Source organism: Streptomyces sp. NPDC052701 (genome assembly GCF_040678355.1).
Lineage (GTDB): Bacteria > Actinomycetota > Actinomycetes > Streptomycetales > Streptomycetaceae > Streptomyces.
Genome location: NZ_JBFATO010000002.1, coordinates 249,518 through 275,721, shown reverse-complemented (window position 1 = coordinate 275,721; position 26,204 = coordinate 249,518). Strand labels below are relative to the sequence as shown.

Below are 26,204 nucleotides of genomic sequence, written 5' to 3'. Positions count from 1 at the left end.
GGACTGAAACAGCCACAGGGACACCGGAAACCTTCAGCGTCATGAGTGCGGAGCAGGTCGCACGGCTCGGTGAGTGAACTCCTAAAGCGGGTATCGCAGGTTCGAATCCTGCCGGGGCACAGCGAGAAGGACCGGCTCAGAAGAGGTTCCTCCCGAGCCAGCCCTTTGCTGTTTCAGGTGCTATACCACGCGTGCAACACCGACGGCAGTTATCGTTACGCCAGCTCGCGATCAACCTGGTGGAGATAACTGAACGGGTGCCCATCCCTCGTCCGGAACAGCGGACGGACCTCACGGGTAGCGATATTGAACCCTATGCTGCCCGCTATGCCTGCCACCCAGGCGAGATCTGGGACAACCAACGCACCTACAGCAGCCGTAGCCACTCCCACCGTGACTGAGATGGACCTCTGCACCCAGGCCATACGGCTGGCTTGGGCAGCTGCCTGGTAGTCTTCGCGCGCCTGTTTCAGCGCCACTCGCATGCGTTCCAGCACGTCGGCCGGGTGCTCCCATTCGCGGCGCAAATCGCTGAGCATGGTCTGAGTGGCACCCATCAAACGTTCCCGCTCGTCGGCATACCTGTCACGAAAGGCCAGCACCTCTGATGTGGTGGTGCCCGGTGCTGGCATGGGCAGCAGACGGCCAAGCTCAACTCGCCAGGCTGCTACACCGAAGCCAGGAGCCATCGGCCGAAGCGACGTCTCATGGGCGGATCGTTGATCGGTGTACGGCGTGTAGGCGCGAGTGTCAGTCGTAAAAGCCACTTCCTGTGCCAGTGTGCCGAGTAATAGGAGGCGCACCTCCCTAGACACGGCCAGACCGGCGCCACGCCACCTCGCCGAGCTCTCAAGCCTACGCCCCAAACCTAAGCGGATGATCTCTTGCTCCAAAAAGTGGCCGAGCTTCGAGCGGAAGAGAAAGGCATCCATGACAGAAACCTGAGGACTAGGCGGCCCGGCAGCGAGATCACGAAGTTCCCGGGTCAAGACTTCAAGATGAAGCATGTCGTCGAGTGGCTGGCGGTATTCAGTACCGAGGACGATGGGATGGTAGAGCCCTCGTTCTCTGAGATCCTTCAGCTCATCCGAGACTGCATCCTCGTATACCTCTGGATCCATCGGCACCACGGACGCCATGTCGTCCCAGTACAACAACGCCTGATGCAGGACCTCCTGAGGCGGTCTTACCAAAGGGTAGTAGAGCAGCGTAGGCATCGGGTTCCCCTTCCAACAGGGTGATCCACCGTAGTGGACTCTCAGAGCCGTCACCACGAGACGTGATCTGTAGGACAGAACTGCGCGGTTGGCAGCCAGCAACACCCACCCGCCCTCATGTACGAGCCACCTTCAAGCTGCCGAGTACGACTAGCTGAACAACTTCCCTGAGAGCTGCAGTACAGCAGCGGAGTACATAACCACCCCGGCCGCAGCCAACCGCCAATGCGCACAGGTGGCCTCCCGACCAGCCCACCTACCCAGTAGTTCGGGACGAAAAGCTCCCGTGCCACAGTCGTGCCAGATGCAGGGGTCGGCTACGGTCAACAGCGGGGACGAGCGAGGGCATCCGTGCTCGCTAGCTCAACCCAAGAAGCCGCAGGTCACCGGCCAAGCGCCCCAGCCTCTCTCCTAAAGCGGTGATTGCTCGCTCGATCGCCGTACGCCCGTGCAGGCCACTAGTGCGCCGCCGTCTTCGGTTAGGAAGAGCATGAAGATCCATGTCCCATCGGCAGCGGTGATCCGTCCAAGGCGAACCGGTTGGTCATGCTGGCGAAGGAACTGCACTGCTCGCTCCAACCCAAGCGTCTCGATCCCCTTCCGCTGGGTGTGCTGAAGTCGGCGTGCATAGGTCCGGGCATGCCACTCGGCGGGAAAAGTCCCGTCCCACACAACGTAGGTGGCGCCGCTGAGGACGGCAGCCTGGGCAGCCACGGACGCCTCGTCGTCACTGCCCAGCAGCCGCACCAACAAGTGCCGTTCCATGGTCACCCCCGCCGGAATCCTGCTGTACGGCATCGCAGTGCCGCAACCGTGTGTCTGACATCCACGGCTGACATCAACGACGCCGAACGGGGGCGAGCATCAGCGTCTCTACCCGGCTGCTGCACCAGGCGACGACCCCAGCCGGAGCAGACCCGGATCGAACTCCTAAAGCGGGTGTCGCAGGTTCGAATCCTGCCGGGGGCACGCTGTCGATCAGGGTGAGGGCCTCGGAACTCCAGGTCGGGGAGGGCCCAGGGCCCTCCCCGTGGGCACGACGGCCACTCTGGCTACGGTCCGGCTACACCCTCACTACACCCTTACTACGGGGTCTCGTCCCCTGAATATCTCCTAAACGATCATGGCGTCACCGCAGGTCGGCCCGGACACGAGCAACCCCCCGCGCTCCCATAGGAGGCGAGCCACCGCCGTGGCCGATGAGGCGGAACCGCGCTTCCATCTCGGCCAGCAAGGCGTCGAGGAGGTCGTTCGCCCGGTCCGGGGTGTCGGCGAGCGCCGACAACCGGGGCGCGAACGGGGCCAGTTCGATGCCCCACTTGCAGTCGATGCCGACGAGCACGACCGGTCGGCGGGCCAGGCCGCACAGCAGGTTGCGCAGGTACACAGACTTGCCGGACTGCGTGGCGCCGAGGATCAGTTCGTGCGGCACGGTGCGGAAGTCCCGTACGTGTCGCCGTCCGTCCTCCCGGAGTGCCAGCGGCAGGGAGAGGGGGCCGGTCCTCAGTGTGCGCTTGGCGGGCCGTACCTCGGCGAGCACGTCCCAGCCGGTCAGGCGCAGCTCGAGCCGTCCCGGCTCGGTCGGACGGACGTGCACGGCGTGGACGCCCCAGGCGTGCCACAGCCGGTCGGCCGAGGCGGTGAAGTCCTCGGGCGCCTGGCCGGCCGCCATGCGCAGCCGCATCACGAGACCGGACCCGGTCGGCAGCGGCAGCGAACGGCGGGGCGGTACGGGTGCCGCCTGCCGTCCCATCATCCGGGCCATGGCCCGGCGCACGGCCGAGGCGGGGACCAGAGGGTCGGCCGGCCAGGCCTCAGGGCCGCTCCACCACAGGTCGGCCCGGCAACCGCCCGTAGACGATCCGAGCTGAGAGCCAGGCACGTGCCGACGCGGACAGCGTCTGTAGGGTTCCGCTCATGGTGACCGCGACCGTCCGCGAGTGGGACGACGAGGAAGGCTGGGGCGTACTCGACTCCCCCGAGACCCCCGGCGGCTGCTTCGGCCACTACTCCGACATCCAAGCGTCCGGCTTCCGCACCCTGTCGCCCGGACAACAGGTGGTCCTCATGTGGGAGGCCCCTGGCTTCAAGCAGGACGGATACGACTACCGAGCGGTGAGCATTGTGCCCAGGCCTGCCTGACGTCCATATCCGACATCGACGACGACGCACGCCCACGGTCCCCGGCAGCCCGCCCCGCCCTCGCACCCTCTACTCCGGCGTGCCGTGACGCCCCCTTGTTCGAACTTCTGATGTGGTGGTCACACCTACCTGCGACGCCGGACGTACCAGCCCACGACCAGCACAACCAGAAGCGACAGCGCGAACGCCCAGACGGTCGTCGCTGCGTCGTAGGACCGGTACACGATGGCCAGCATGCAGGGACGGATACCCGGCATGCGGCGTGGCAACCCTGCGCTAGAAGCGCATCAGGTCAAGCCGTTTTCGGTGGCTGACCAGCGCCGCACGGGATCCGACGATCAATCGCTCGGAGCCTCGGCCCGCTACGCGTGAACCGCGTCCGGCAGCACCTTTCGAAGCGCACTGCCCACGGCGGGCCCGGCCTCTGATACCCGACGCAGATCAGTACTTCTCAAGTAGCGATAGCTCTGCGGCGGATGGAAGGTCCCCGCGGCGCGCAGTGCACTGAGGGGCACCGGCTCGTCGAAGGGCACGGGATCCTCCAAGGTCAGGCCGCTCGCCTGGGTAGCACCGTCCATGTAGGCGTCGTACTCGCGTCGAGTGATCCCTGTTTGGGCACGATGCGCCGACCAGACCTCCTTGGGGGAGCCCACATGAACCGAGGCGATGCGCGCCATGCCCACCAGGGCCATGGTGGGTGCGGTCGCGTACAGCAGAACCGGGGTTCCGGGCGGCGCGGCGACGCGCTGGCGGCGTACCTCCACCGTCTTGCTGCCGGCCAGGATCGCGGTGGCGAAGCGCGGGTGGACGGACAGCAGCATCGCGCGTTCCGGATCGTTCACGTCGTTCGGTGCCCCTCTTGGTAGACCGCCTGGAACAGCTCGCTACTGATCTTCGACAGTGAGATCAGCGACAACGGTAGTCCCAGCTCCTTCGCCAGGGAGGTCAATCGCCGCAGCGTCACCGGCTTCGGGAAGATCTCGGTGTCCGAGAATCTCAGCGCCATGGCGCGACCGGAGGCGTCGGCAGCTTCTTGAACCTCAGCCCGACCATATACGCCCAGGTGTTCGAATTTCGAGAAGAGGGTGTCGGGTGTGTCGATGAGCACCTCGTCGAGTCGCGAACTGCCCACCACCATCTGGCCCTCGCCCGGGAAGTTGCCCTCGCTGACGTACCAGAGCAGGCGAGCCGGAACGCTTTCTCCGCGGCGGCCCGAGGAGCGGTAGTAGACGTGCTCTCTGCTGATGCCCAGGACGTCACTGCGCGGAATGAGCATGGCGGGCACGTTGAACAGCTCGGTCGACCAGCGCGGCTTGATGGGCACCAGGAAGGACGGCAGTTTCGAGTCGATGACCTTCGCCGGCCACCACGCGCGCTCCACCACGGCAGCCACCTCGGCGGGCATGCCGGCGCGGAGCGCAGTCGTATCGACAGTCAGCTCGCGGGCGAGCCCGCCGGCCACAGCCTCCACCTCGGCTGCCGTCCCGCACACATTCACGAGGAGGGCTACGAGCCTGCCGTCATGCTCGAAGAACCCATCGTCGCCTGCCGCGGACCTGGCGGCATCGGAGGGATGCGGGTCGCTGATGCGGATGATCTCTGCACCGCAGTCCCGGCCGAGCCGCTTGATCAGGAAGAGGAGCTGCCTGGCCAGGGTCTGTTCCAGTGGGTGGCCGGCCGTGCGGAGGACGGGGACAACCAGGGTTCGTCCGTCCAGTGCCCATGCGTAGAGGGCGACCGGGCGGCCCCGACCATCCCGGAGCAGCTCGCGGCGCCAGGCGACCGCGCCCTCGTTCAGCGACCGCAGCCGCTCGGCGAAGGCCGATCCGTCGTCGCCACCCGATTGGTGGAAGAAGGCGACCAGTTCATCCTCCGCACCTGGTGCCACTTCTCCGGACCGGAACTCGGTCCCCATCAGATCGGCCGGACGATACACCTGGGCCTGCCGCAACTCGTCCACGTGCAGCGTCACGGTAGGAGGTGAGACGACCCGGACACGGGCGACCTCCCAGGCCACGTCGGCCAGACGGGACAGCAGTGGATCACGGGTCGCCAGGACTTGCAGACCGGCGCACGACGTCTCGGCCACATACCGCAGGCGTGATCGAAACTCAGCGTCGTCGGTCAGGTCGGGCATGGCCCGCGTAGCGGCTTGGAGCAGTTCACGGCTTCGCTCGTCCACGGCCGCCAAGTCCGGGGAGAGCTTGCGCAGGCCGGTCAGCGCCGCCCGCTGGTGCTGACGTTCTGCCGTGTCCGGGAGGTCCCGGATCTCATGGACCAACTGGGGTGTGTAGGCGAGCTCGACGAGATCCGCCATCCAGCCGGCTTCCAGCGCGCGGGACTCCTCCGCGTCGGCCGTGTCAACGAGGCCACGCAGATCGGCGAAGACTCCATGGTCGACCGTGACCACCAGGAGCGCGTCGCTCTCCATCTCCGTGAACAGGTCCGGGTGACCGAGATCCAACCACCATCCGTCCAGGATCTCGCCGTCACGGCCCCGCCCTCGCACCTCGCCATCCGGGACGAAGCCGAGACTCCTCCACATCCCGCTCAGGTTGTAGTCCCGTCGGCACTTGGCCTTGATTCCGAGTCGCTGTGGGTACCGCTCCTTGATGCCCTCCACCAGCCGACGGGCGATTCCCCGGCCGCGCTGTTCCTCAGCCACACACAGGTGTGCGAGCCGAATACGCGCGCTCCTCTTCGGTAGTCCGAACAGCGCGTAGCCGAGCACCTCGTCCGCTTCGACCGCAGCCAGAAGTCCGCCGTCTTCCGCTGCCTTCCGGTAAGCAGGAGGTGTGAGAAGTCCCAGCCTCTTCGTGTAGCGATCACCCAGGGCTATGGCCTTGTCGATCAGCTCGTCCTGCGCGGGCGAAACGGATACCAGCTTGATCGCCATCGCTCCCCCTCCGGTCGGGCCGGTCACCGCCGACCACAACTCCCCTGGCATCACACGCAGGAAAAGCTGATCTCATTCACCGCCGTCCCTCAAGGGGGCACAAGGGGCGCACGGTGCTCCGGAGACTGCCGGAAATGCCATTACGCTTCCTTGGCTCCCGTCTGCTTGGCAGCTGGCTCACGCAGCTGCTGCTGCACCTCGGAATCGATCCCCTGGATCAGCCTGCGCTGGTGCTTCGCCGTCGAGTGCTGGTGAATCGGATGGGCACGCTCCGAGAACTGGCCCGCGCGGACCATGAGGTCCTTCAACTTGGCACACGCCATCGTGGCTGGCTGTCGTCGGCTGAGGTTCGTGCCACGACCGTGCCGGATGCAGGGGTCAGCCCGGTCGACGCCGGCGCTCTGCGGTGGAGTAGCCGCTCGCTCCCTCGGCCGGCGAGGCCGCAGATCAGGCCCGGGATCACCCAGCCTCTCCCCAAAGCGGGAGTGGAGGTTGGGGCCCCTGCCGGAAGTGCTGCCATTGCATGCTCCAGGCTGGTCACGGCCCGAGTGGTGCGGCGGGGCTGGAGTGCCCGGTATGCCTTCACGGTGGTGCGTTAACGTCCGGAGGCATGAGAGAGATGGGAACGGGGGCCCGGCTGACCGCTGTCGTGGCCGTTTCAGGATTGCTGCTGTTGGGGTTGCCCGCGCTGTACTTCCTGGCTGGCTACGGCTGCGGCGAGAAGGAGGACCGGCTTGCCGAGGTGATGGCCGCGGAGACGGTACTGGACGCGGCTCCGGAAGGAGCGGGTCGGAAGGACCGCTACCAGGAGTGCGACGACGATGACCGCTTCGTGGTCGTGGGGACGCAGTACCGGTACGACGGTTCGCCGGAGAAGGCCTTGCGGTACTACGAGAAGACCGCTCGGGCCGACGGCTGGCGGCCGCGGCTTGCGGCCGGCGACGAGCTTGTGCCCGGTTGTTTCACCAAATCAATGGGAGGCACGACCGCTTACCTCGGCGTAGAAGGACCGGACGACGGCCTTGTCCAGGTGGAAATCGTCGCGGACCATGCGAAAACGCAATGGTGCTGAACAACGGCCACGGTCGAGTCACCGGTGATCCGCCGCAAGCACGGCAGCAAGCCGGTCACCAACCTCGTATCGGCTACGCCCGCGTAGCAACGCCAGCTGACATCAACGAGACAGACACAGGCAGTTTTGAGCAATCCCCCGGACCGTGGCGGAAGAAGCCTGAAGGCTTCACGGTGGTTGCCGGATCGAACTCCTGAAGCGGGTGTCGCAGGTTCGAATCCTGCCGGGCACAGGGGAAAGGGCCGGTTCGGGAGGGGTTTCCTCTCGGGCCGGCCCTTGTCGTTCCGGATGCCGTGCCTCAGGCGTGTCACCAGCGTCCACGCAGAGTCCATCCCTCCTGGCCGGAGACTCCTGCCACCCTTGCGGATCATGGTTTCGAGGCGATGGGCGACGTTCCGGTGTCAGTACTGCCCCCTGCCCTCGCGCCCGTGAAGGAGGACAGCCGGCGCCTGGCGAACTTCCGGATCCACCTCGTCCCGGCAGTCCTGGCTCTGGCCAACTCCCCATGGTGACGGGACGTATGGCTGGACCCGTCGGCGTTCGGGAACGCCGTCTTCGGTGAGAGCCGTGCCGGGCCGTGTCGTTCACCGTGCGTCGCGCGAACTGCCGGCTGAGCGCCCGCGCCCGCCCTATCTTGCCCGACAGACGCACCACCACCCTGCCCGAGGGCGCGGAGAACCCGGCCCGTTTCAACGCCGAACCGGCTTCCTTTACTGGAGACGACATGAGCAGCGCCCTTCTCGTGATGGACGTCCAACGGGCCATCGTGGACATCGCCGACGACGGCTCCGGATACCTGCCACGCCTGCGCAGGGCGATCGACGGAGCCCGGGCGGCCGACATCCCCGTGATCTACGTGGTCATCGCGTTACGTCCCGGCTTCCCGGAAGTCGGCACCCGCAACAGGGCCCTCACTGCCATCGCACGCGCCGGCCTCTACGTCGAGGGCGCCCCGGGCACCGAGATCCACCCCGAGGTCGCGCCCCGGCCGGGCGACGTGGTGGTCACCAAGAGGCGGGCGAGCGCGTTCTCGGGCAGCGATCTCGACGTGGTGCTGAGGGCACGCGGTATCGGGAGCCTCGTGCTCACCGGCATCGCCACCAGCGCTGTGGTGCTGTCCACCCTGTGCCACGCGAACGACCTGGACTTCGGCCTCACCGTCCTCTCCGACGCCTGTCTGGACACCGACCCGGAGGTGCACCGGGTCCTCGTCGAGCGGCTGTTCCCGCAGTGGGCGGATGTCGTCACCGTCGACGACTGGCTCAAGACGATCGCGTCTCAATAGCGGCACACCAGGTGGACGACAACGTGGACGGTTGGCTCCGGCGCCTGCCTTTTTCCGCGGGGTGACGGCTCTCGTCGGCTGTGGAGCGGTTCCTCTCTGCCCCCGGGCAGGACCTGGACGCCCGGTCCGGTGCCGACGAACCTTTCCTCCGACATCCACGACTGACATCGACTGAGCACTCGCCCACCCGGCGCCCCGGCGCCCCGGCATCAGCCTTCGTGAGGCACCTTCGGGCGGGTGACCGGTACGACGGTGAGGAGGTCGTCCAGTCCTTTGAAGTCGTCGGGATTGGTGGTGAAGAGCGGGAGGTCCTCGGCCACGGCGATGGCGGCGATCATCAGGTCGGCCACCCGGCGGCGCGGCTTGCGGCCCGAACCGATCACCGCGGCACAGATGCGCCCGTAGATGCGGGCCGCGTCGGCGTCGAAGGGAATGGGGTCGAACTCGTTCTCGGCGCGTTGCAGGACGTCGAGCCTGCGGGCGCGTTCGGCGTGTTCGTCATAGCCGCTCTGTTCGTCGTTGCGACGGACCTCGTGCGGACCGGCGGACAACTCGGCCAGGGTGATGGCGGTGATCGCCATTTCGTCCGGCAGTTCCTCGGGTGCCACCCACCGGCGCAGAATCATGATGTTGGTGTCGAGGAGTCCCTGCTTGTACGCCGGACGGTCAGCGGGCATAGGGATCGTCCAGGTAGGTGTCGGCCGTGGCGTCCTGGTCCGCGCGGAACGTGTCGAGGTCGATGCCGGGGGCGGTCCTGGACATCGCGGCGAACTCCTGGCGGGAGACGAACCGCCGGCGTCGGCGCAGAGGGACGAGCTGACCGATCGGGTGTCCGTCGCGGGTGACGGTGAACGACTGGCCGCCCTGTATGGCGTCCATGATCTCCCGGGACCGGTTGCGCAGATCCCGCTGGGTGATTTCGGGCTGAACGCTCATACCGACCACCGTAGCACCGGGTGCCACCACGTAGCACTTCCGCCGAAGGCCTGTGTCGGCAAGGCTTCGGCCGTGCATGCAGCGAGCGACCGGGGCGGGCCGGCGGTCGTCGTCGGCTCCGCCGGAACGGATTCGGCGCGCAGGAGGCCGGGAAACCCCGCGGAGACGGGAGAACCGAGGAGGGGCGTCTCTCCGGGCCGGACACCCCGAGGCCGGCTTCTCGCAGGTCGAAGCCCTCCCCAGGGAGAACTCCCGACGCGGGTGTCGCGGGTTCGCGTCCTGCCGGGGCCGGAGGAGGGGGCGGAGAGGAAAGGGCCTTTCAGGTGCCGGGCACCATGCGTGTCCCCGGTTCCGGGTGCGGGGTCGTGGGAGGCGGTGCGGGCGGGTCCGGCGGGGCGGCGTACTGGGCCGCTCCCTCGCCCAGGGACCAGTCGATCGATTCGTTCTCCGTCAGCACGATGAAGACGTTGCGCGGCTCGGTTCCCGCGTAGGCGTGGGCGAGTTCGGCGATCCGCCGGTACAGCATCCGCTTCCGGTCGGGTGTGCGTCCGGAGCGCAGGGTGATCGACACGTACACGATGCCGTCGTCGCGGTGCACACCGAGGTAGTCGTCGTGGCGCAGCGTGCCGCTGACGCCGTCGTGGCTCGTCAGGATCTGGAACCGGTCGTCGGGCGGGATGCCGATGGTCTCGACCAGGGCCTCGTGCACGGCGCGACCGAGCGCTTCGAGCCGTTCGCTGTCGGCTTTCAGCGCGTCGATGCGGACAAGCGGCATGGTGGCGTGCCCCTTCCGGAAAGCGGTGGACCGGTGGCGGCTCCGGCCGGGCGGCTGCGCGGCGGCGTCCGTACGGGGTGTCGTGCGCTGCCGTGCTGCTCCCACCGGCGACGGGTCGCCCTCCCCGCGAGTGTACATACTAGTAGGTACAGAAGGGGGGTGGTCTCGTTCTTCGGGGGCGGATCGCGGCGGACACGGCCGAGCCCGGGTCCCCGGCCTCCTCGCGGGAGGGCCGGGGACCCGGGCTCGGCCGTGTGGTGCGGGCCCCGGTCGTGGGGCGTCGGGTAAGGGTCAGGCGCGCTTGAGGGTGACCGCCACCGTCTCGGTCGCCGTCACCGGCTGGGCGTAGTCCGGGTCCGTCGCCGTCGCCCGGGCCGCGACCTCGACGTCGCCGCGCTGGAAGGGGACGTCGCCGGTGGGCTCGGCCGTCGCGGTCCAGGCGACCGGTGCGCCCGGGACGCAGGACACCGACGTGACGTAGGAGCCTCGGATCAGGCGCTGCCTCTTCACCTGCGTGACGTCGCCGGACACGGAGACCTGTACCGGCTTGTTGCAGCTCACCGTCCCGTGCAGGGTGGCCTTGCCGTTCAGGGTGCTGGCCGTGCCCTCCAGCGCCACCGCGAGGCCGAGGTCGAGCTGGGCCGGCGGGGGCGGGTTGTCGATGTGGACCTCGCCGCGGGCGGCGGTCGTGCCGCCCTCGCAGTGCTGCACGAAGGTGGCGTCGAGCTTCTTGACGTACCCCTGCGGGCCGAACTCCAGCGCCTGGATGGTGAACTCGCCGGTGAGCGTGTTGCAGCCGCGCCCGTTGCCGCCGAGGGAGAGGCCGGGCTCGGTCGGCGCGTTGAACGGGTGGCGGGTGGCCCCGGTGTAGGTGCCCGGCGCGAGGGTCCGGCCGGACGGCGCGGCCAGGTCCAGGTGCCACCAGTCGCCGTTGGCTCCGTCGACCGAGAGGCGGACCGCGTTGCCGTCGCCGTCGGCGGAGACGTCCATGCGGTCCCCGGACGCGGTCGCGTACGCGTAGGACCGGCCGCCGCTGACCCAGTCGCCCTCGTCGCCGCTGAAGCCGAAGGATCCTTCGGTGACCGGCAGGGCGTGCGCCTCGGTGCCCGACAGCAGGCCGGTGGTGCCGGTCGCCATGCCCAGGGCGAGCACGAGGACGGCCGTGGCGCGGGCCAGGACGCGTCCGGGCGCGCTGAGTTTCATCGATGTCCCCCCTGAAGAGATGGAAGTGCCCCGTCGCCGGCGCGACCGCTCGTCGGTTCCGCCGGCGGGGAAAGTCTGACAACCGTGTGACGATCGAACAACTGTGTTTCCCTGGACCGCAGTTGTCGTTTCGGCCAACATGTGGGGGCCCTGTGACGCGTGCCGGGCGCGGGTGACAATCGAGGCATGCCCGTACCGTCCCGCGTCCTGGAACCGTGCCGTACGACCCGTGCGCGGGCGGCCGCGTGAAGCCGGACGAGGCGCACCTGCGGCTGCTGGGCGATCTGCTGGAGGCCGGTGAGCGGTACCGGCTGGTGCTCGCCGGCGACTACGCGGTGCTGGCGCACGGTCTGGTGGAGCGGCCCGGCCGCGGCGTGGACGCGGCCACCGAGCACGCCGCGGCGATGGCGGACATCGTCGTCACGGTCCGCAGCGGGCTGGAGGCGCGCGGCTGGGACGTACGCGTGGCCGAAACCGTTCCGCTCGCCGCGCGGCTGGTCGTCACCGACCCGGTGAGCGGTGCCCGGTGCGAGGCCGGTGTGCACAAGGAGGTGCTGTGGCGACCGCCCGTGCGGACCGGGCTCGGCCCGGCGCTCTGCCTGGAGGACCTCGTCGGCACCCGTGTACGGGCCCTGGCCGGCCGGGGACTGCCCGGTGACCTCGTGGACGTCCGCGCGGCGGCGGACCGCTGGAGCCGTCCCGAGCTGGAGGAGCTGGGCCGGCGGCACGCCCCCGACACCTTCGACCTCGCCGATCTGCAGGCCCGGCTGACCGGTACGGACTGGTTCGACGACGCCCGGTTCGGCGCGTACGGCCTCGACGAGCGGGCCGTCGCCGCGCTGCGCCGGTGGGCCCAGGAGTGGGCGGACGACATCGCGGAGCGTCTCGTCGAGGGCGGGGCCCCGGACGACTGGTGACCCGGGCGAAGGGTGACCCGGGCGAAGGGTGACCCGGAAGACGGGTACCCCGGACGACGGGTGACCCGGACGACGGGTGACCCGGACGCACCGGCGGCCCGCCCACCCGTGCGGGCGGCCCGGCCGGGCGTCCGCGACGGACCCCTGGCTACCGCACGGATTCGGCCCCCTCCCCCTCCCCCTCCCCCTCCTTCTCCTTCTCCCGCCGCGGCCTCCCCCACAGCACCGCGGTGACCACGATCGAGCCGGCCGCCAGCAGGGTGATCGCCCACGCGGGGGAGGCCAGTTGGGCCAGCGTGCCGGCGAGCGCCGCGCTCGCGCCCTGCGCCGTGAGCATGCCGGCGGAGTGCAGCCCCAGGGCGTGGCCCGCGAGGTGGCCGGGCGTGCGCGACATCAGCTGTTCCTGCTGGACCAGGCTCGCGCCGAAGCCGACGGAGGCCAGGGCCGCCAGGGCGGCGGCCGCGGGCAGCGGCGGGCGGAGGAGGAAGGCCAGGTACGGCGCGGCCAGCAGCAGGAGCAGCGGGGTGCCGAGGCGGGGCCGCAGCCGGGGCGGGACCAGCCGGCCCACCGTCACGTCCCCGGCGAGCATGCCGAGCGCGGCGCAGGCGAACAGGGTGCCCGCGCCGCCGGGGGCGTAGGCGACGAAGAGCGACTCGCAGCCGACGACCAGGCCGTTGGGGATCCACAGGGCCAGGTAGGCGTGGCGGCGGGGCGGGGACGACCACAGGACGGCGTTGGTGCGCAGGGTCGCGGCGACGGACGGGCGGCCGTCGGCGCGGGCCGGGCGGCGGGTCAGGCGGAGGCGGGCCGTGAGGGCCGCCGTGCCGTACAGCGCGGCGGCGAGCAGCAGGGCCGGGCGCGGGGACAGGGCCGCCACCAGGATGCCGCCGGTGGCGTATCCGGCGATCTGCACGGCGCCGCCGGTCATGTTGAACACCGAGCGCCCCAGCAGGTAGCCCTCCTCGGGGAGCAGTTCGGCCAGCAGGCCCCAGCGGACCCCGCCGCCCACCGACTCGCCCAGTCCCTGGACCAGGACGACGGCGAGGACCGCCCACACCGGCAGGCCGGGCAGCGCGAGGAGGGCCGTACCGGCCGCGAAGGTCAGGGACAGGCCCGTCAGGGCCGCCCGTGGGGGCAGCCGGTCGGCGGCCGACAGCAGGAACGTCACGCCGAACACCTGGGTGAGCGAGGAGCCGAACATGCTCACCGCCGACAGCAGCGGCGACTGCGTCGCCCGGAACACCAGGACGCCCAGGGCCAGGCCGCCCACCGTCCGGGCCATGGTCTGCGCCGACGACGCCAGGAACAGCGGGGTGAACCCGGGTGTGCGGAAGAGCTCGCGGTAGCTGCGCATGCGCTTCAGGCTCCGGCGGCCCGCGGTCCGGTCGTTAGAGTTTCGCGCAGCCGCGAAACACCGGGAGCGCTCATGGGCTGGTGGCAGGTCGACGCCGACACCCTCGCCGGAAGCAGGTTCGTCCTCTCCCCCCTCGCCGAGACCTTCGCCTGCCTGAAGCTGCTGCACGCGGGCGCGGGCGCCCACCCCGGCGAGCAGGCCTGGCTGCGCGAGCACCTGCCCGGCTACCGGCGGCGGCTGGCGGCGGACCCGGTCACCGCGCTGCTGGTGCGGTGCGGGCTCGGGCGGGCCTGGATCGCCGACTTCCTCACGCCCACCCCGCTGGACGGGGAGAGCCTCGACGAGGGCCTGGCACGGGTGCGGGCGGTCCGTCCGGCACAGGCCCGCCGCCACCTGCGGATGTCGCTCGACGGCCCGCTCCCCGCCGAACTGGAGCGGGACGACCTGCCCGAACGCGCGGCGCGGCTGATGGAGTACGTCTGGCACGAGACGGTACGGCTCTCCTGGCCGCGGCGGCGGCGGATCCTGGAGGCCGACGTCGTCGCGCGCACCGCGCGGGTGAGCCGGGGCGGCTGGGCGGCGGCCCTGGACGGGCTGCGGCCGGGCACCCGGTGGCTCGGCGGGAACCGGTTCCAGGTCAACGCGCACGAGTATCCGCCGCGGGACATCTCCGGGGCCGAGCTGGTCTTCGTCCCCGTCACCCCGCAGCGGCACGGCTGGGTGGCGTGGACGCGGGACGAGCGGTACGCGGTGGTCTATCCGTGCGCGGGTGTCCTCGCCGACGGCCGCGGCAGGTCCGTGCCCGCGGGCCTGGCCGCGCTGCTCGGCACCGCCCGGGCCGGGGTGCTCGCCCTGCTCGACGCCCCCATGAGCACCACCCAGGTGACCGCCGTGACCGGGCAGGGCCTCGGCTCGGTCGGGCGGCACCTGAAGGTGCTGCTGGAGGCGGGGCTGGTGGACCGGCGGCGGGCGGGGCGGTCGGTGCTGTACGCGCGCACGGCCGCCGGGCAGACGCTCCTGGATGCCGCGCGGCCGCGGCCGGCACCCGCCGGGCTAGCATCCGCCCATGACGACTGACATCCGGGGCGAGTCGCCCCTCACCGTCGAGATGGACGCCCTCCAGGGCGGTCCGGCGAACCTCTCCCAGTACGCCGGCAAGGTCGTGCTGGTCGTGAACGTGGCCTCCAAGTGCGGGCTGACCCCGCAGTACGCCGGACTGGAGCGGCTGCACGAGCGGTACGCGCAGCGGGGCTTCACCGTGCTCGGCGTGCCGTGCAACCAGTTCCTCGGGCAGGAGCCCGGCAGCGCCGCGGAGATCGCCGAGTTCTGCTCGGCGACGTACGGCGTGAGCTTCCCGATGACCGAGAAGGTGGAGGTCAACGGGGAGGGCCGGCACCCGCTGTACGAGCGCCTGGTCGGCTTCGCCGACGCCGACGGCCACAGCGGGGACGTCCGCTGGAACTTCGAGAAGTTCCTGATCGGCAGGGACGGCGAGGTCGTCGCCCGGTTCTCGCCGCAGACCGATCCGGAGTCGGCCGAGGTGGTGGCGGCGATCGAGGAGCGGCTGGCCGCTTGACCTTGCCCCTGGGGCAGGGCCGAGCCTCCCCGTCACCGGGCGGAACGGCCGCCCGGTGACGGAGGATGCTGTGGTGGACGTCGCGGACGGGGATGCCGGGGAGCTGCTCACCATCGGGGCGTTCGCCGCCCGGGCCCGGCTGTCGCCCAAGGCGCTGCGGCTGTACGACCGGCTCGGGCTGCTGGCCCCGGCGCACGTCGACGGCTCCAGCGGTTACCGCTACTACCGCGCCGGCCAGGTCGGACGCGCCCGCCTGGTGGCCCTGCTGCGGCAGTTGGACATGCCGCTGGCCCGGGTCGCCGAGGTGGTCGCCGCGGACGGCGCCGAGGCCGCCCGTCTGCTCGACGCGTACTGGGCGGACGTCGAGGCGCGGGTGGCCGGGCAGCGCACGCTCGCCGCGTACCTCCGTGGACGGCTGTCGGGGAGGAGTTCCGAGATGTACGGCGGGTTCGTGGTGGAGACGGTGGAGGTGCCCGAGCAGGTGCTGGTCACCGAGGTGCGGCACACGCTGGTGGAGGAGCTGCCGGCGTGGATCGGCGCGTCGCTGGGCCGGCTGGAGGAGGCGGCCCGGGTGTGCGGGGGCCTGGCCGGGGCGCCGTTCGTGGCCTATCACGCCGAGGTGTCGCCGGAGAGCGACGGCCCCGCCGAGGCGTGCGTGCCGGTGGCCGACGAGGCCGCCGCGCGGGCGTGGGCGCAGCGGCGGGGACGGGCGCGGGGGACGGGGGTCCGGGTGGAGCCGGCCCGGCGGCTCGCGTACACCCGCATCACCAAGGCGCAGGTGGCGCACCCTCAGATCCTGGCCGCGTTCGAGGCGGTGGAGGCGTGGATGGCGGAGCGGGGCCTGACGGCGGCCGGTCCGTGCCGGGAGGTGTACTTCGCCGACTGGGACGCGGCGGGCCCCGGGGACCCGGTGTGTGACGTGGCGTTTCCGGTGGGGTGAGGGCGGGCCGGGCCCGGGTACGAGCCGAGCCCCCTCGGCTAGGACGGCGAACTGGTCGAGAGGGCTCTGTCGGTGGTGCTTGTTCGGTTGTCGGTCCCGGTGGTGCGGCCGCTAGGCCCTGACGGAGGCCACGAAGGCGTTCCACGCGTCGGCGGGGAAGGCCAGCTTGGGGCCCTCGGGGATCTTGGTGTCCCCGAGCTCCAGCGCTTCCTCGGTGGTCGACCTGACCATCACGCACGCGCCGTTGTTGTTGGTGTGGGAGGACGTGGTCCACGTTTCCGTGGCGCCCAGACGAATTGCCATGTTCGCTCCGTAGCCAGATGCCGAGTTGCTGTAACCGGGCTGCTCGTTCCGTCTTGGACCCGCAGAACGGTTTGCGCCAACGTTCACTCGCCGTTGGCGTGATCGACGCTACTCGCCTACATCCGCATACGGAGCAGTCATTCACTCGACCGGATGGCATATTCCAGAGGAGACTTCCAGTCAGGTGTATCAGGGGGTAGCATCCCGCCCCCTTGCCCGACAGATGGTCAGCGCGCGTACTCCTTCGCGATCCGCTCGACGAGCTGGCGCGACTGGTCCACGTTCAGGGCCTGCGCCCTGAGGTGCTCGTACATCACCGTGTACTTCTGCACGTCGTGCGGCTTCTCCAGGTACAGGTCACTGGTCACGCCCTCGATGTACACCACGCTCGAGTCGGCCGCGTCGGCGAACTCCAGGATCGAGTACTGGCCGTTGATGCCGGCGTGCGCGCCGACCTCGAAGGGCAGCACCTGCACGGTGATGTGGGGCAGTCGGGACATCTCGATGACGTGCTCCAGCTGCTCGCGCATCACCTGCCGGCTGCCGACGACCCGGTGCAGGGACGCCTCGTCCAGGACCACCCACAGCCGCAGCGGGTCCTTGTCGGCGGTGATGCGGCTCTGCCTGCGCAGGCGGACCTCGACGCGCTTGTCGTTCTCCGCCTCCGTCGCCTCCGGCGAACCGCCACGGATGATGGCATCGGCGTACGGACGGGTCTGCAACAGGCCGGTGATGATCTGGGGTTCGTAGACCCTGAGCGACTCCGCGTCCGTCTCCAGGCCGATGTAGACGCTGTAGGGGATGTCGCCGAAGGCGTGCCACCAGCCCTGCTGGCGCGAGTCCTTGGCCATCTGCATCAGCGACTCGACGATCCGCTGGTCCTCCACCTCGTAGACCCCGCACAGGTCGCGGACGTCACGCTGGCTGATGCTGCGCCGGCCGTTCTCCAGCCGGCTGATCTTCGACTGCGACACCAGCAGCCGTTCGGCCACTTCCTCGGCCGTCATGCCCTTGAGCTCGCGGAGCCTGCGCAGCTCCTGGCCCAGCCGGCGCCGCCTGACGGTGGGGTTGACATTGGACGCCACGGGACGTGCACCTCCGGCTGCGTGCCTCTACTTTGCGTATCTGCTGTTGAGCAGATTGCCACCAAGGTGCTTTCTACCGCTGGGAAACGGCGGATATGCGACGGGTACACGCCAGTTCGGCACGCCGAGCGGGGCGGAGAGGCCGTCAGGTCTCTCCGCCCCGCTCGGACAGCGGCTCCCGGTGACCGGGTCTTGGGGGTCCCGTTGCGCGTGGTGTCGGCCGCCGTACTGCCGGACTGCCGTGCTGTGGTGCGGGTGGTGCGGGGTCGTGCGGGTCGTGCGGTGCTGCCTGCCGCGGCTGCGGCTCAGTGCGCCACGGCGCGCTCCATGGATCCGCGGCGCGGCTGCATCGGAACACCGCGGGCGGGTTCCGCCGTGGCCCTGCCCCCGGCGGCCGGGCGGCCGGGCGGGGCCGGGGCGCGGCGCGGCTGGGCCGCCGCGCCGTTCTGGACGTCCATCACGGCGTGCGCCACGAGGCCGCCCATGGGGTCGTGCCGGATCAGGTCCCTGAGCCGGGAGCGGGACGAGCGTCCCTCGTTGCCCGGGTACAGGTGCTTGCCGAGGCCGACCGCGTGCGCCAGGGCGGCGAGCGCCGCGGTCCGCGGGTCCGGCGGTACGCCGGTGCGGATCGCGGAATCCAGCCGGGCCCTGATCTCCCGGCTGATGGCGTTGTCCGTCGCCTGGTAGCGAGTCGTCGGCAGCACTCCGCACATCTGGCCCTCCACGGCATGCACCATGCCGCACCGCTCCAGATGCGAGAGGTAGGTCTGGCGGAGCCCGAGACGCGGCCCGCCGATCCAGTGGACGGCCCGTACCGGAGCGCCGCGCCTTCGCAGCAACTCCAACGCGCAGTCCAGTGTCGGATCTCCTGTCGGCCGTGGTACCACCACGGCGATACGATCCCCGTCTGGGGCTATCCGTCCGGCCAGCGCCAGCTCCACTAGCTGTGCTCCGGCCAGACCCAGGTCGAGCGACTGCGGCTGTGCAGTGGTACCCGTGGTCGGGTCCAGTGCCAGCAGCAGAAGCTCCTCCGGAAGTGTTCTGCGGCTCCTGCCCATCCATGCCTCCCCGCGTGGATGAATGACAGGGTGACCCCTCTCACATTGGTCTGTCGAGGGTGCGTGACCGGTTCGTAGTGGAACCAGTAGGTATGTCGTTCTCGTCTACCGCGTGAGTCGAGTCCGCACACAGGACACTGGTACTTGGTTCGGACAGCGCCTGGAGGCGATGGCCCGGGCGGCGGTTCACGGTTCGGTTCGCGCACGCGGCGCGTGCGGCGCATGGAGGAGGCATCGGTGGCGGGCGAGTCCCCCGACAGGTCGAAGCAGCGCGAGTCGTCGGCGGAACCGACGTCGGGGAGCGCGGGTCCGGTTCCCGGGGCCAGGGCCGGGAAGGACGAGGCGGGCGAGACGGATTCGTCGCGCAAGGCGCGCGATCCGCGGATCGCGGTGGCCCGTGAGGCCGCGGCGCCGTCCTCGGCGGCGCGGGGCCGGGTCGATACGGCGACCCGCGTGCTGTCGCGGCCGGAGCCCGCGGCGGCCGGGCGGAGCGAGGACTCCGCCGAGGGCGAGGACTCCGCCGAGGGCGAGGGCGTGGACTCCGCCGAGGGCGGGAGCGAGGCGGAGCGGGCGACCGTGGAAGCCGCCGAAGCCGCCGGCTCGGCCGGGGCCGACGCGCCCGGCTCCGCCGGCCCTTCGAGCTCCTCCGGCTCTTCCGACGGCCCTTCCGGCGGCGACGGCGATGCCGCCCCGGCACGTGACGGACGCCTGCGGGACGCCGTGGCCGCATGGGCGCGGTCGGCGGACTCGACGGACGAGGACGAGGGCCGGGACGGGGACGCCTCCGGGAGCGACCCGGAGCGGACGGCCTCCGGCACGGACGAGGCCGGGGACCGCGGGGCGAAGGACGCCGGCACGAACAAGGCCGAGACGGCCCGCACGGGCAAGGCCGGGGACCGCGAGACGAAAACCACCGGGGCCGACGAGGCCGGGGAGCGCGCGGCGAAGGGCGGCGGGGCCGGCCGGAAGGCGGCTGCCGCCCGTGAGGGCGAACGCGTTTCCGCGCCGGAGGCGGGGAACGGGGGCGCCGGTGCGGACGCCGGGCCCGCGGGTGACCGCGCCGCGACGGACGCCGAGCGCGACGAGGACGCGCGGGCCGCCGACGCGCCCGCCCCGCGGACCGGCTCCGGCCCCGAGCGCGGCTCCGGCCCGGAGTCCGGCTCCGCCGCGGAGCCCGGCGCGGGCGGTGTCGCCGGCAAGACCGCCGGGGACCGTGCCGACGGGACCGGCGCGGGGAAGGCCGAGGACGACGCTCCCGAGGCCGGGGACGCCGAGTCCACGCCCGGGTCGTCCGGGCCGAAGACCGACGCCGACACGGACACCGGCAAGGGCAAGGGACAGCCCGCCGAGGTGAAGTCCGAGGCAGGCTCCGGGACCGGCTCCCCCGAGGCCGGTGCCGACGGGCGTCCCGTCGATCAGCCCACCGCCGTCTTCAGGACCGCGCGGCCCTCCGCGCCCCCCGTCGACCAGCCCACCACCATGCTGAAGCTGGGCGGCGCGGCCAAGGCCGCCGAGGGCACCGCCAAAACCGCCGGGGCCGCCAAGGACACCGCCGAGGACACCAAGGCTGCCAAGGACGCCAAGGACACCAAGACCGCCAAGGACGGCGACGAGTCCGCCACCGAGGACACCGCCCGGCCGAAGGCCGAGTCCGGTGCCGAGCGGACCAGCAGGTTCGTCGCGCTCAAGGACCCGCTCAAGGACCCGGACGACCCGGCGACGCGGAAGCCGAGGGCGGCCGGGGCGACGGCCGCGCTGCCGAAGGCGCCGGCCGCCGACCGGACCGCGCCGCTGCCCGAGGTGTCCCCGGCCGAGGCGACCGCGGCCGTGCCGCAGATCGGGCCGGAGCGCACGACCCAGCAGCCGCTGCCGCCGAAGCCGCCGCTGGATCTGCTGGCCGAGCTGACGAACACCCCGCCGCCGCCGGACACCCCGCTGCGGACGGCCGTGCGGCGCGTCAAGATCTGGACGCCGATCGTCCTGCTGCTCGTGGTCGTCTTCGCGGTCGTGCAGAGCGTGCGCCCGCTGCCGGAGCCCACCCTGGACCTCACCGCCGAGGACGGCTACACCTTCGAGGGCGGCAAGGTGGACATCCCGTGGCCGTCCGCCGGGCAGGCCGCGCTGGACGTGCAGGGCATCGGCACGTTCGGTTCGTCGGGCGAGCAGAAGCCCGTCCCGATCGCCAGTGTCGCCAAGGTCATGACGGCGTACCTCATCCTGCGCGAGCACCCGCTCAAGAGCGGCGAGGAGGGCCCGCAGATCGAGATCGACCAGGCCGCCGAGGACCAGTCCGACGCCGGCCAGGAGTCGACGGTCAACGTGAAGAAGGGCGACAAGATCTCCCAGCGGGAGGCCCTGGAGGGCATCCTGATCGCGTCCGCGAACAACGTGGCGCGGCTGCTGGCCCGCTGGGACGCCGGGTCGGAGAAGGCGTTCGTGGCGAAGATGAACAAGGCCGCCGAGGACCTCGGCATGAAGAACACCACGTACACCGACCCGTCGGGGCTGAACAACACGACGGTGAGCACGGCCGTGGACCAGGTGAAGCTGGCCAAGGCGGCGATGAAGCAGCCCGCCTTCCGCGAGGTGGCCGCGATGATGTCGTACGACGACTACAAGGGCGTCAACCACCCCAACTGGAACCAGCTCGTCGGCCACAACGACGTCGTCGGCATCAAGACCGGCACCACGACCTCGGCGCTCGGCAACCTCGTCTTCGCGGCGAAGAAGGAGGTCGGCGGCGAGACGCGGACCATCGTCGGCGCGGTGGTGCGCCAGCCCGCGGGCGGCCCGGACAACACCATCCTGGGCGCCGCGCTGTACGAGGGCGACCGGCTGATCCGGGCCGCGCAGGGGGCGCTGGAGTCGGCGACGATCCTGAAGAAGGGCACGGTCGTCGGGTACGCCGACGACGGTCTCGGCGGCCGTACGCCGGTCGTCGTCACCGAGGACGTCAAGGCGGTCGGCTGGGCGGGCCTGACGGTGCGGCTGACGTTCGCCGCGGACGGCCTGCCGCACTCCGCGAAGGCCGGCACCAAGGTGGGCACGCTCACGGTCGGCGACGGCAGCAGCAGCGCCGTCAAGGTCCCGGTCGCCCTCCGGGAGGACCTCGTGGAGCCCGGTTTCACGGACCGGCTGACCCGTCTCGGCTGACCCCGGACGGGGTGCCGCGGACCGTGCCCCGCCGGGGGAGCTCCCCCGGCGGGGCGCGTGCTAGCGTCGCGAAACGGGACAGGTCGCCGCGCGGGCGGACGCGTCTGTGAAGACGGGGCCGGCGGGGGCGGCCCAGGACAGAGGACGGGACACGGGGAGTGCCTTCAGGTGGCCACTGCGGAGCCGACACGCGCCGACGACACCGGTCCGGGCCCGGGGAGCGGCCCGCGAATACAGCCGCCCGGGCCGGCCGGGGAGAACGGCGGCGGCACCCGTGACGCCTCCCGGATGAGGGCCGCCGTGCCGGCCGTGCGCGCGCGTGTGCTGCGGCACCCGGTGCTGTCCGTGACCGGCCTGGCCGGTGTGCTGCACGTCGTGTGGTTCTTCACGTTCGCCAACAGCGGCGGCGACCTGGCGGCGCAGGACGCGTGGGCCGAGTTCGTCGGCCGGCACCCGGACTCGGCGTACAACCTGGCCTGGTACGGCGGCATGCACCCGGTGTCGTACAGCGTGGTCTCCCCGTACCTGATGTCCCTGCTCGGCGTGCGGACGACGATGATGGTCGCGGGGACGGTGTCGGCGGGGCTGCTGACCCTGCTCCTCATCCGCAGCCGGGCGATACGGAATCCCCTGTGGGCGGCGCTGGCGGGTGTCTTCGCGTTCCTGTGCAACGCCGCGTCCGGGCGGGTGACCTTCGGTCTGGGCACGATGTTCGCGCTGGGCGCGGTCGCGGTGGTGTTCTGCTGGCCGTACCGCTGGCGCCGCAAGCGGTGGGCGAAGGCCCTGTGCGCGGCTCCGCTGGCGGCGCTGGCCACCATGGCCTCGCCGGTGGCGGGCCTGTTCGTGGGGCTGGTGGCCGTCGCCCTGTTCCTGCAGAAGCGCCGTCCGGGGGCCTGGGCCCTGGGTCTGGCCCCGGCGGCCGTGGTGGCGGTGTCGGCCTGGCTGTTCCCCTTCTCGGGGACGCAGCCGATGTCGTTCGCCTCGGTGATCCTGCCGTTCACGTACTCGGTCCTGGTCTTCCTGCTGGTGCCGAAGGGGTGGCGGACGGTCCGGCTCACGGCCGCCGTGTACGGCCTGTCGGTGGTGCTGGTGTGGCTGATCAGCTCGCAGATCGGCTCGAACATCACGCGGCTGGCGATGCTGTTCGGCGGGGTCGTGCTGATCGCCGCGCTGCCGTTCGCGGCGCCGCGGACGCGCAAGTGGTACGCGATCGTCGTCGCCTTCGCCGGCTTCACCTTCTGGATCGGCTTCAAGTCGGTCGACGACGTCGTCCACACCACTCCCGCCGCCTCCTGGGCGCGCGAGCTGGCGCCGCTGGTCAACGAGTTGCAGGAGGTCGGCGCGGAGAAGGGCCGGGTGGAGGTCGTGCCCGCCCGCTCGCACCGCGAGGCCTCCGCCCTCGCGCCGTACGTCAACCTGGCCCGGGGCTGGAACCGGCAGGCCGACATGGAGCGCAACCCGCTCTTCTACGACGACACGCTCAACTCGGCGAACTACCACGAGTGGCTCAAGCGCTGGGCCGTGCACTTCGTGGTGCTGCCGAAGGACGAGCCGGACGGGGACGGCGGCGAGCGGGAGCGGCAGCTGGTGCAGCGGGGCCTGCCCTATCTGGAGCAGGTCTGGGGCGACGCCAACTGGCAGCTGTTCAGGGTGACCGACCCCACCCCGCTGGCCGAGCCGCACGCGGTCGTGCAGCGCGCCGAGCAGGGCGAGATGACGATCGACGTGAAGAGGGCGGGCCGGGTCCTCATCCGCATCCCCTACTCGCCGTGGCTGAGCGTCGTCGACGCGGACGGCAGGAGCCTGCGGCCCCCGCAGGAGACGGAGGAGTCCCGGAACCGGCCCGACGGCGAGCCGAGGACGTACGAGAACGTCAACGGCTGCCTGATGGAGACCGAGGAGGACGCGCACGGCGACCGGTGGACGGTGCTGCTGGCGCCGAAGGCGGGCACGTACCGGCTCGCCGCCCCCTATCAGCTGCCGCGCGGGACGCCCTGCCCGGAGGAGCTGCGCTGAGCCCTCCCGGCTCGGCGGCCACCCTGTCAGGACCGTTCCTCGACACCGCCCGCCGCCGTTCATGTGCATGAACGCAGGTCAACAAGTAGAACTATTTTACTTCCTCTTGACCTGACGTGCGCTTGTCGTGCCCGCTTCACCGCACCCACGATGAGCGAGCCGTTCACATGGCGGAACCCTGGAAGGGGGCACATGAACAGTCTCGACTGGGCCGTGCTCATCGGCTACTTCGCCGTGATGGTCGTGATCGGCGTCTGGTCGCACAAGCGGGTGGACAACGTCAGCGACTTCTTCACGGCCGGCGGGAAGATGCCCTGGTGGCTGTCCGGCATCTCGCACCACATGTCCGGCTACAGCGCGGTGATGTTCACCGGGTACGCGGGCATCGCCTACACCTACGGCGTCACCTCTTTCGTCACCTGGTCCTTCCCCATCGCCCTCGGCATCGCCATCGGGTCGAAACTGTTCGCGCCGCGCATCAACCGGCTGCGGTCCCGCCTTCACGTGGCCTCCCCGCTGGAGTACCTGAAGAACCGTTACGACCTCAAGACCCAGCAGGCGCTGGCCTGGTCGGGCATGCTGCTGAAGATCGTGGACGTGGGCGCGAAGTGGGCCGCGATCGCGACCCTGCTGTCCGTCTTCACCGGGATCTCGCTCAACCAGGGCATCCTCATCACCGGCGGGATCACCGCGATCTACTGCACCATCGGCGGCCTGTGGGCGGACGCGCTGACCGAACTCGGCCAGTTCGTCATCCAGTTGCTGGCCGGTGTGGCGATGTTCATCGCGGTGGCGGTACGGCTCGACGACCACGGCGGCTTCTTCGGCGTCTGGGACTCACCCGAACTCCAGGGTCACGAAAAGCCCCTGGTCGGCCCGTACGGCACGGTCTTCCTGCTCGCCTTCCTCTTCATCAAGCTCTTCGAGTACAACGGCGGCATGCTCAACCAGGCCCAGCGCTACATGGCCACCCCCAGCGCGAAGGAGGCCGAGCGCTCGGCCCGGCTGTCGGCGGTGCTGTGGCTGGTCTGGCCGCTGGTGCTGTTCTTCCCGATGTGGATGTCGCCGCTGCTGGTGGAGTCGCAGAAGCCGGACGGCTCCGACTCCTACGCCCTGATGACCGAACAGCTCCTGCCGCACGGCCTGCTGGGCTTGGTCATCGTCGGCTTCTTCTCGCACACGATGGCCATGTGCTCCTCGGACGCCAACGCCATCGCGGCCGTGTTCACGCGGGACTGCGCGCCCGTGATCTGGCGCAGGGCGCGGATGTGGAGCGAGGGGCAGGGGCTGCGCATGGCGCGGGTCGCGACCGTCGTCTTCCTCGGGCTGTCCATGGCGGCGGCGACGCAGGTCAACTCCCCCGCGTTCAAGGACATCATCACGGTCGTCATCAAGTGGGTGGCCGGTCTGATGGGCCCGATGGCCATCCCGATGATGCTGGGCCTGCTGCGGCCCTTCCGCCGCTCGGGCCCGACCGCGGCCCTGGTCAGCTGGTCGATGGGCCTGCTGGCCTTCTGGCTGGTCAACTACCCGGTCGACTGGAACGTCGAGGGCGGGGTGCCGTTGCAGTACCAGGTGTCGGTGCCGCTGGCGGTGTCGCTGGTGCTGTACGTCCTCGTCGGCTACCTGCGGCCGGAGGACACCCCGGAGCGGCTGGCCGTCATCGAGCGGATCAACACGGACGGGGACGGAGCGGCGGCCGCGGTCCCGGCGCCCCCGGGCGGAGCACAGGACGCGGTGCGCACACCGGTGAAGGACTGACACCGGCCCCGTGGACCGGGCGAGGGCCCCGTCTCCCGTGGGGAGCGGGGCCCTCGCCGTGGGCCGGTGCTCAGCCGCGCAGGACGCGGCCCTGCTTGTCGGTGCGGTCGTTGCTGGTCAGGAACAGGATGCCGTCGATCAGCGCCCAGAAGCCGAGACCACCGCAGGTGAACAGCTGGGCGAGGCCCACGCCGACGGAGCCGACGTAGAAGCGCCCGATGCCCAGGGTGCCGAGGAAGAGCTGGAGGATACCGGCGACGATCTTGGACTTGTCGGAGTACGGACGGCCCTGCGGGTCGACGCCGTAGGGGGCTCCGGGGGTGGGGACGGTCATGACGAACTGCTCCTGAAGTTTCCGCGAGCGACCGGAACAGGCTGTTCCGGCGCCAGGGCGAATGCCGTCGAGAGCGCCGCGACATCCTCGGCCGTGTCCTGAACACGACGCTGCATGACCCCGACCCCGCCCGGTGATCCCCCCTGTGACCGGTGAGTCTAAGGAACCGCGCACCACCGTG

The 26,204-nt window shown here is 70.7% G+C and carries 24 protein-coding genes and 1 pseudogene; 10 read left to right on the top strand and 15 right to left on the bottom strand.

Annotated features, from left to right (window positions below; genetic code table 11):
• Positions 1-215: 215 nt before the first annotated feature.
• From AB0L29_RS04360 to AB0L29_RS04350, 3 genes and pseudogenes are all read right to left on the bottom strand, one after another.
• On the bottom strand, positions 216-1,217 hold the full coding sequence (locus AB0L29_RS04360; protein ID WP_365823178.1) for a hypothetical protein: 1,002 nt from the start codon (positions 1,215-1,217) through the stop codon (positions 216-218).
• Positions 1,218-1,628: 411 nt separating this feature from the next.
• Positions 1,629-1,982, bottom strand: a complete 354-nt coding sequence (locus tag AB0L29_RS04355; protein ID WP_365823435.1) for a hypothetical protein — start codon at positions 1,980-1,982, stop codon at positions 1,629-1,631.
• A gap of 430 nt (positions 1,983-2,412) precedes the next feature.
• A pseudogene (locus AB0L29_RS04350) lies at positions 2,413-3,009 on the bottom strand (FtsK/SpoIIIE domain-containing protein); the annotation flags it as partial.
• A 125-nt stretch (positions 3,010-3,134) separates the two neighbouring features.
• On the opposite strand from AB0L29_RS04350, the gene AB0L29_RS04345 reads away from it, so the two are divergent.
• Positions 3,135-3,359: a cold shock domain-containing protein gene (locus AB0L29_RS04345; protein WP_365823176.1), complete on the top strand. Its 225-nt coding sequence runs from the start codon at positions 3,135-3,137 to the stop codon at positions 3,357-3,359.
• Between the two features lie 125 nt (positions 3,360-3,484).
• On the opposite strand, the gene AB0L29_RS04340 is transcribed toward AB0L29_RS04345, so the two are convergent.
• The 3 genes from AB0L29_RS04340 to AB0L29_RS04330 all read right to left on the bottom strand — a co-directional run bounded on the left by AB0L29_RS04340 (position 3,485) and on the right by AB0L29_RS04330 (position 6,255).
• Positions 3,485-3,616, bottom strand: coding sequence for a hypothetical protein (locus AB0L29_RS04340; protein WP_365823174.1), 132 nt, complete (start codon positions 3,614-3,616; stop codon positions 3,485-3,487).
• A gap of 105 nt (positions 3,617-3,721) precedes the next feature.
• Positions 3,722-4,201 (bottom strand): ASCH domain-containing protein, encoded by a 480-nt coding sequence (locus AB0L29_RS04335; protein WP_365823172.1) that lies wholly within the window; start codon positions 4,199-4,201, stop codon positions 3,722-3,724.
• Positions 4,198-6,255, bottom strand: a complete 2,058-nt coding sequence (locus AB0L29_RS04330; protein ID WP_365823170.1) for a GNAT family N-acetyltransferase — start codon at positions 6,253-6,255, stop codon at positions 4,198-4,200. Before AB0L29_RS04330 ends, AB0L29_RS04335 begins: the two co-directional genes overlap by 4 nt.
• Positions 6,256-6,865: 610 nt before the next feature.
• Between AB0L29_RS04330 and AB0L29_RS04325 the strand changes: the two genes are divergently transcribed.
• Together AB0L29_RS04325 and AB0L29_RS04320 are read left to right on the top strand one after the other, a co-directional pair.
• The gene (locus AB0L29_RS04325; protein ID WP_365823168.1) at positions 6,866-7,327 is read left to right on the top strand and encodes a hypothetical protein; all 462 of its coding nucleotides are present in this window, start codon (positions 6,866-6,868) and stop codon (positions 7,325-7,327) included.
• 724 nt (positions 7,328-8,051) lie between these two features.
• The gene (locus AB0L29_RS04320; RefSeq protein ID WP_365823166.1) at positions 8,052-8,612 is read left to right on the top strand and encodes an isochorismatase family cysteine hydrolase; all 561 of its coding nucleotides are present in this window, start codon (positions 8,052-8,054) and stop codon (positions 8,610-8,612) included.
• 209 nt (positions 8,613-8,821) lie between these two features.
• Here the strand turns inward: AB0L29_RS04320 and AB0L29_RS04315 are convergent, their stop codons facing one another.
• From AB0L29_RS04315 to AB0L29_RS04300, 4 genes are all read right to left on the bottom strand, one after another.
• Positions 8,822-9,289 (bottom strand): type II toxin-antitoxin system VapC family toxin, encoded by a 468-nt coding sequence (locus AB0L29_RS04315; protein WP_365823164.1) that lies wholly within the window; start codon positions 9,287-9,289, stop codon positions 8,822-8,824.
• Entirely contained in the window at positions 9,279-9,548 is a 270-nt protein-coding gene (locus tag AB0L29_RS04310) for a type II toxin-antitoxin system prevent-host-death family antitoxin (RefSeq protein ID WP_365823162.1), read from the bottom strand. Before AB0L29_RS04310 ends, AB0L29_RS04315 begins: the two co-directional genes overlap by 11 nt.
• A 319-nt stretch (positions 9,549-9,867) precedes the next feature.
• A complete protein-coding gene (locus tag AB0L29_RS04305; RefSeq protein ID WP_365823160.1) occupies positions 9,868-10,323 on the bottom strand; it encodes a tautomerase family protein in 456 nt (151 codons plus the stop codon).
• A 291-nt stretch (positions 10,324-10,614) separates the two neighbouring features.
• Positions 10,615-11,526 (bottom strand): hypothetical protein, encoded by a 912-nt coding sequence (locus tag AB0L29_RS04300; RefSeq protein WP_365823158.1) that lies wholly within the window; start codon positions 11,524-11,526, stop codon positions 10,615-10,617.
• 245 nt (positions 11,527-11,771) lie between these two features.
• On the opposite strand from AB0L29_RS04300, the gene AB0L29_RS04295 reads away from it, so the two are divergent.
• Positions 11,772-12,443 carry a hypothetical protein gene (locus AB0L29_RS04295; RefSeq protein WP_365823433.1) on the top strand — a complete coding sequence of 224 codons (672 nt, stop codon included), beginning with the start codon at positions 11,772-11,774 and terminating at the stop codon, positions 12,441-12,443.
• 148 nt (positions 12,444-12,591) lie between these two features.
• Here the strand turns inward: AB0L29_RS04295 and AB0L29_RS04290 are convergent, their stop codons facing one another.
• On the bottom strand, positions 12,592-13,797 hold the full coding sequence (locus AB0L29_RS04290) for an MFS transporter (RefSeq protein WP_365823156.1): 1,206 nt from the start codon (positions 13,795-13,797) through the stop codon (positions 12,592-12,594).
• A 72-nt stretch (positions 13,798-13,869) separates the two neighbouring features.
• Here AB0L29_RS04290 and AB0L29_RS04285 point away from each other — a divergent pair, with 72 nt between their 5' ends.
• From AB0L29_RS04285 to AB0L29_RS04275, 3 genes are read left to right on the top strand one after another with little or no spacing between them, the layout of a single operon-like run.
• Positions 13,870-14,874, top strand: a complete 1,005-nt coding sequence (locus AB0L29_RS04285; RefSeq protein ID WP_365823154.1) for a helix-turn-helix domain-containing protein — start codon at positions 13,870-13,872, stop codon at positions 14,872-14,874.
• Positions 14,864-15,373: a glutathione peroxidase gene (locus tag AB0L29_RS04280; protein WP_365823152.1), complete on the top strand. Its 510-nt coding sequence runs from the start codon at positions 14,864-14,866 to the stop codon at positions 15,371-15,373. Before AB0L29_RS04285 ends, AB0L29_RS04280 begins: the two co-directional genes overlap by 11 nt.
• A 55-nt stretch (positions 15,374-15,428) precedes the next feature.
• On the top strand, positions 15,429-16,313 hold the full coding sequence (locus AB0L29_RS04275; protein ID WP_365823151.1) for a MerR family transcriptional regulator: 885 nt from the start codon (positions 15,429-15,431) through the stop codon (positions 16,311-16,313).
• Between the two features lie 111 nt (positions 16,314-16,424).
• Here the strand turns inward: AB0L29_RS04275 and AB0L29_RS04270 are convergent, their stop codons facing one another.
• From AB0L29_RS04270 to AB0L29_RS04260, 3 genes are all read right to left on the bottom strand, one after another.
• Positions 16,425-16,616 carry a DUF397 domain-containing protein gene (locus AB0L29_RS04270; RefSeq protein ID WP_365823149.1) on the bottom strand — a complete coding sequence of 64 codons (192 nt, stop codon included), beginning with the start codon at positions 16,614-16,616 and terminating at the stop codon, positions 16,425-16,427.
• 227 nt (positions 16,617-16,843) lie between these two features.
• Complete coding sequence (locus tag AB0L29_RS04265) at positions 16,844-17,701, bottom strand: helix-turn-helix transcriptional regulator (RefSeq protein WP_365823147.1); 858 nt, start codon at positions 17,699-17,701, stop codon at positions 16,844-16,846.
• 305 nt (positions 17,702-18,006) lie between these two features.
• Positions 18,007-18,759, bottom strand: coding sequence for a GPP34 family phosphoprotein (locus tag AB0L29_RS04260; protein WP_365823145.1), 753 nt, complete (start codon positions 18,757-18,759; stop codon positions 18,007-18,009).
• 237 nt (positions 18,760-18,996) lie between these two features.
• Here AB0L29_RS04260 and AB0L29_RS04255 point away from each other — a divergent pair, with 237 nt between their 5' ends.
• From AB0L29_RS04255 to AB0L29_RS04245, 3 genes are all read left to right on the top strand, one after another.
• On the top strand, positions 18,997-21,912 hold the full coding sequence (locus AB0L29_RS04255; RefSeq protein WP_365823143.1) for a D-alanyl-D-alanine carboxypeptidase: 2,916 nt from the start codon (positions 18,997-18,999) through the stop codon (positions 21,910-21,912).
• A 168-nt stretch (positions 21,913-22,080) separates the two neighbouring features.
• Positions 22,081-23,928 (top strand): MFS transporter, encoded by a 1,848-nt coding sequence (locus AB0L29_RS04250; RefSeq protein WP_365823141.1) that lies wholly within the window; start codon positions 22,081-22,083, stop codon positions 23,926-23,928.
• Between the two features lie 192 nt (positions 23,929-24,120).
• Entirely contained in the window at positions 24,121-25,689 is a 1,569-nt protein-coding gene (locus tag AB0L29_RS04245) for a sodium:solute symporter family protein (RefSeq protein WP_365823139.1), read from the top strand.
• A 70-nt stretch (positions 25,690-25,759) separates the two neighbouring features.
• Here AB0L29_RS04245 and AB0L29_RS04240 read toward each other — a convergent pair whose 3' ends face one another.
• Positions 25,760-26,023, bottom strand: a complete 264-nt coding sequence (locus AB0L29_RS04240; protein WP_365823137.1) for a TM2 domain-containing protein — start codon at positions 26,021-26,023, stop codon at positions 25,760-25,762.
• Between the last annotated feature and the right edge of the window lie 181 nt (positions 26,024-26,204).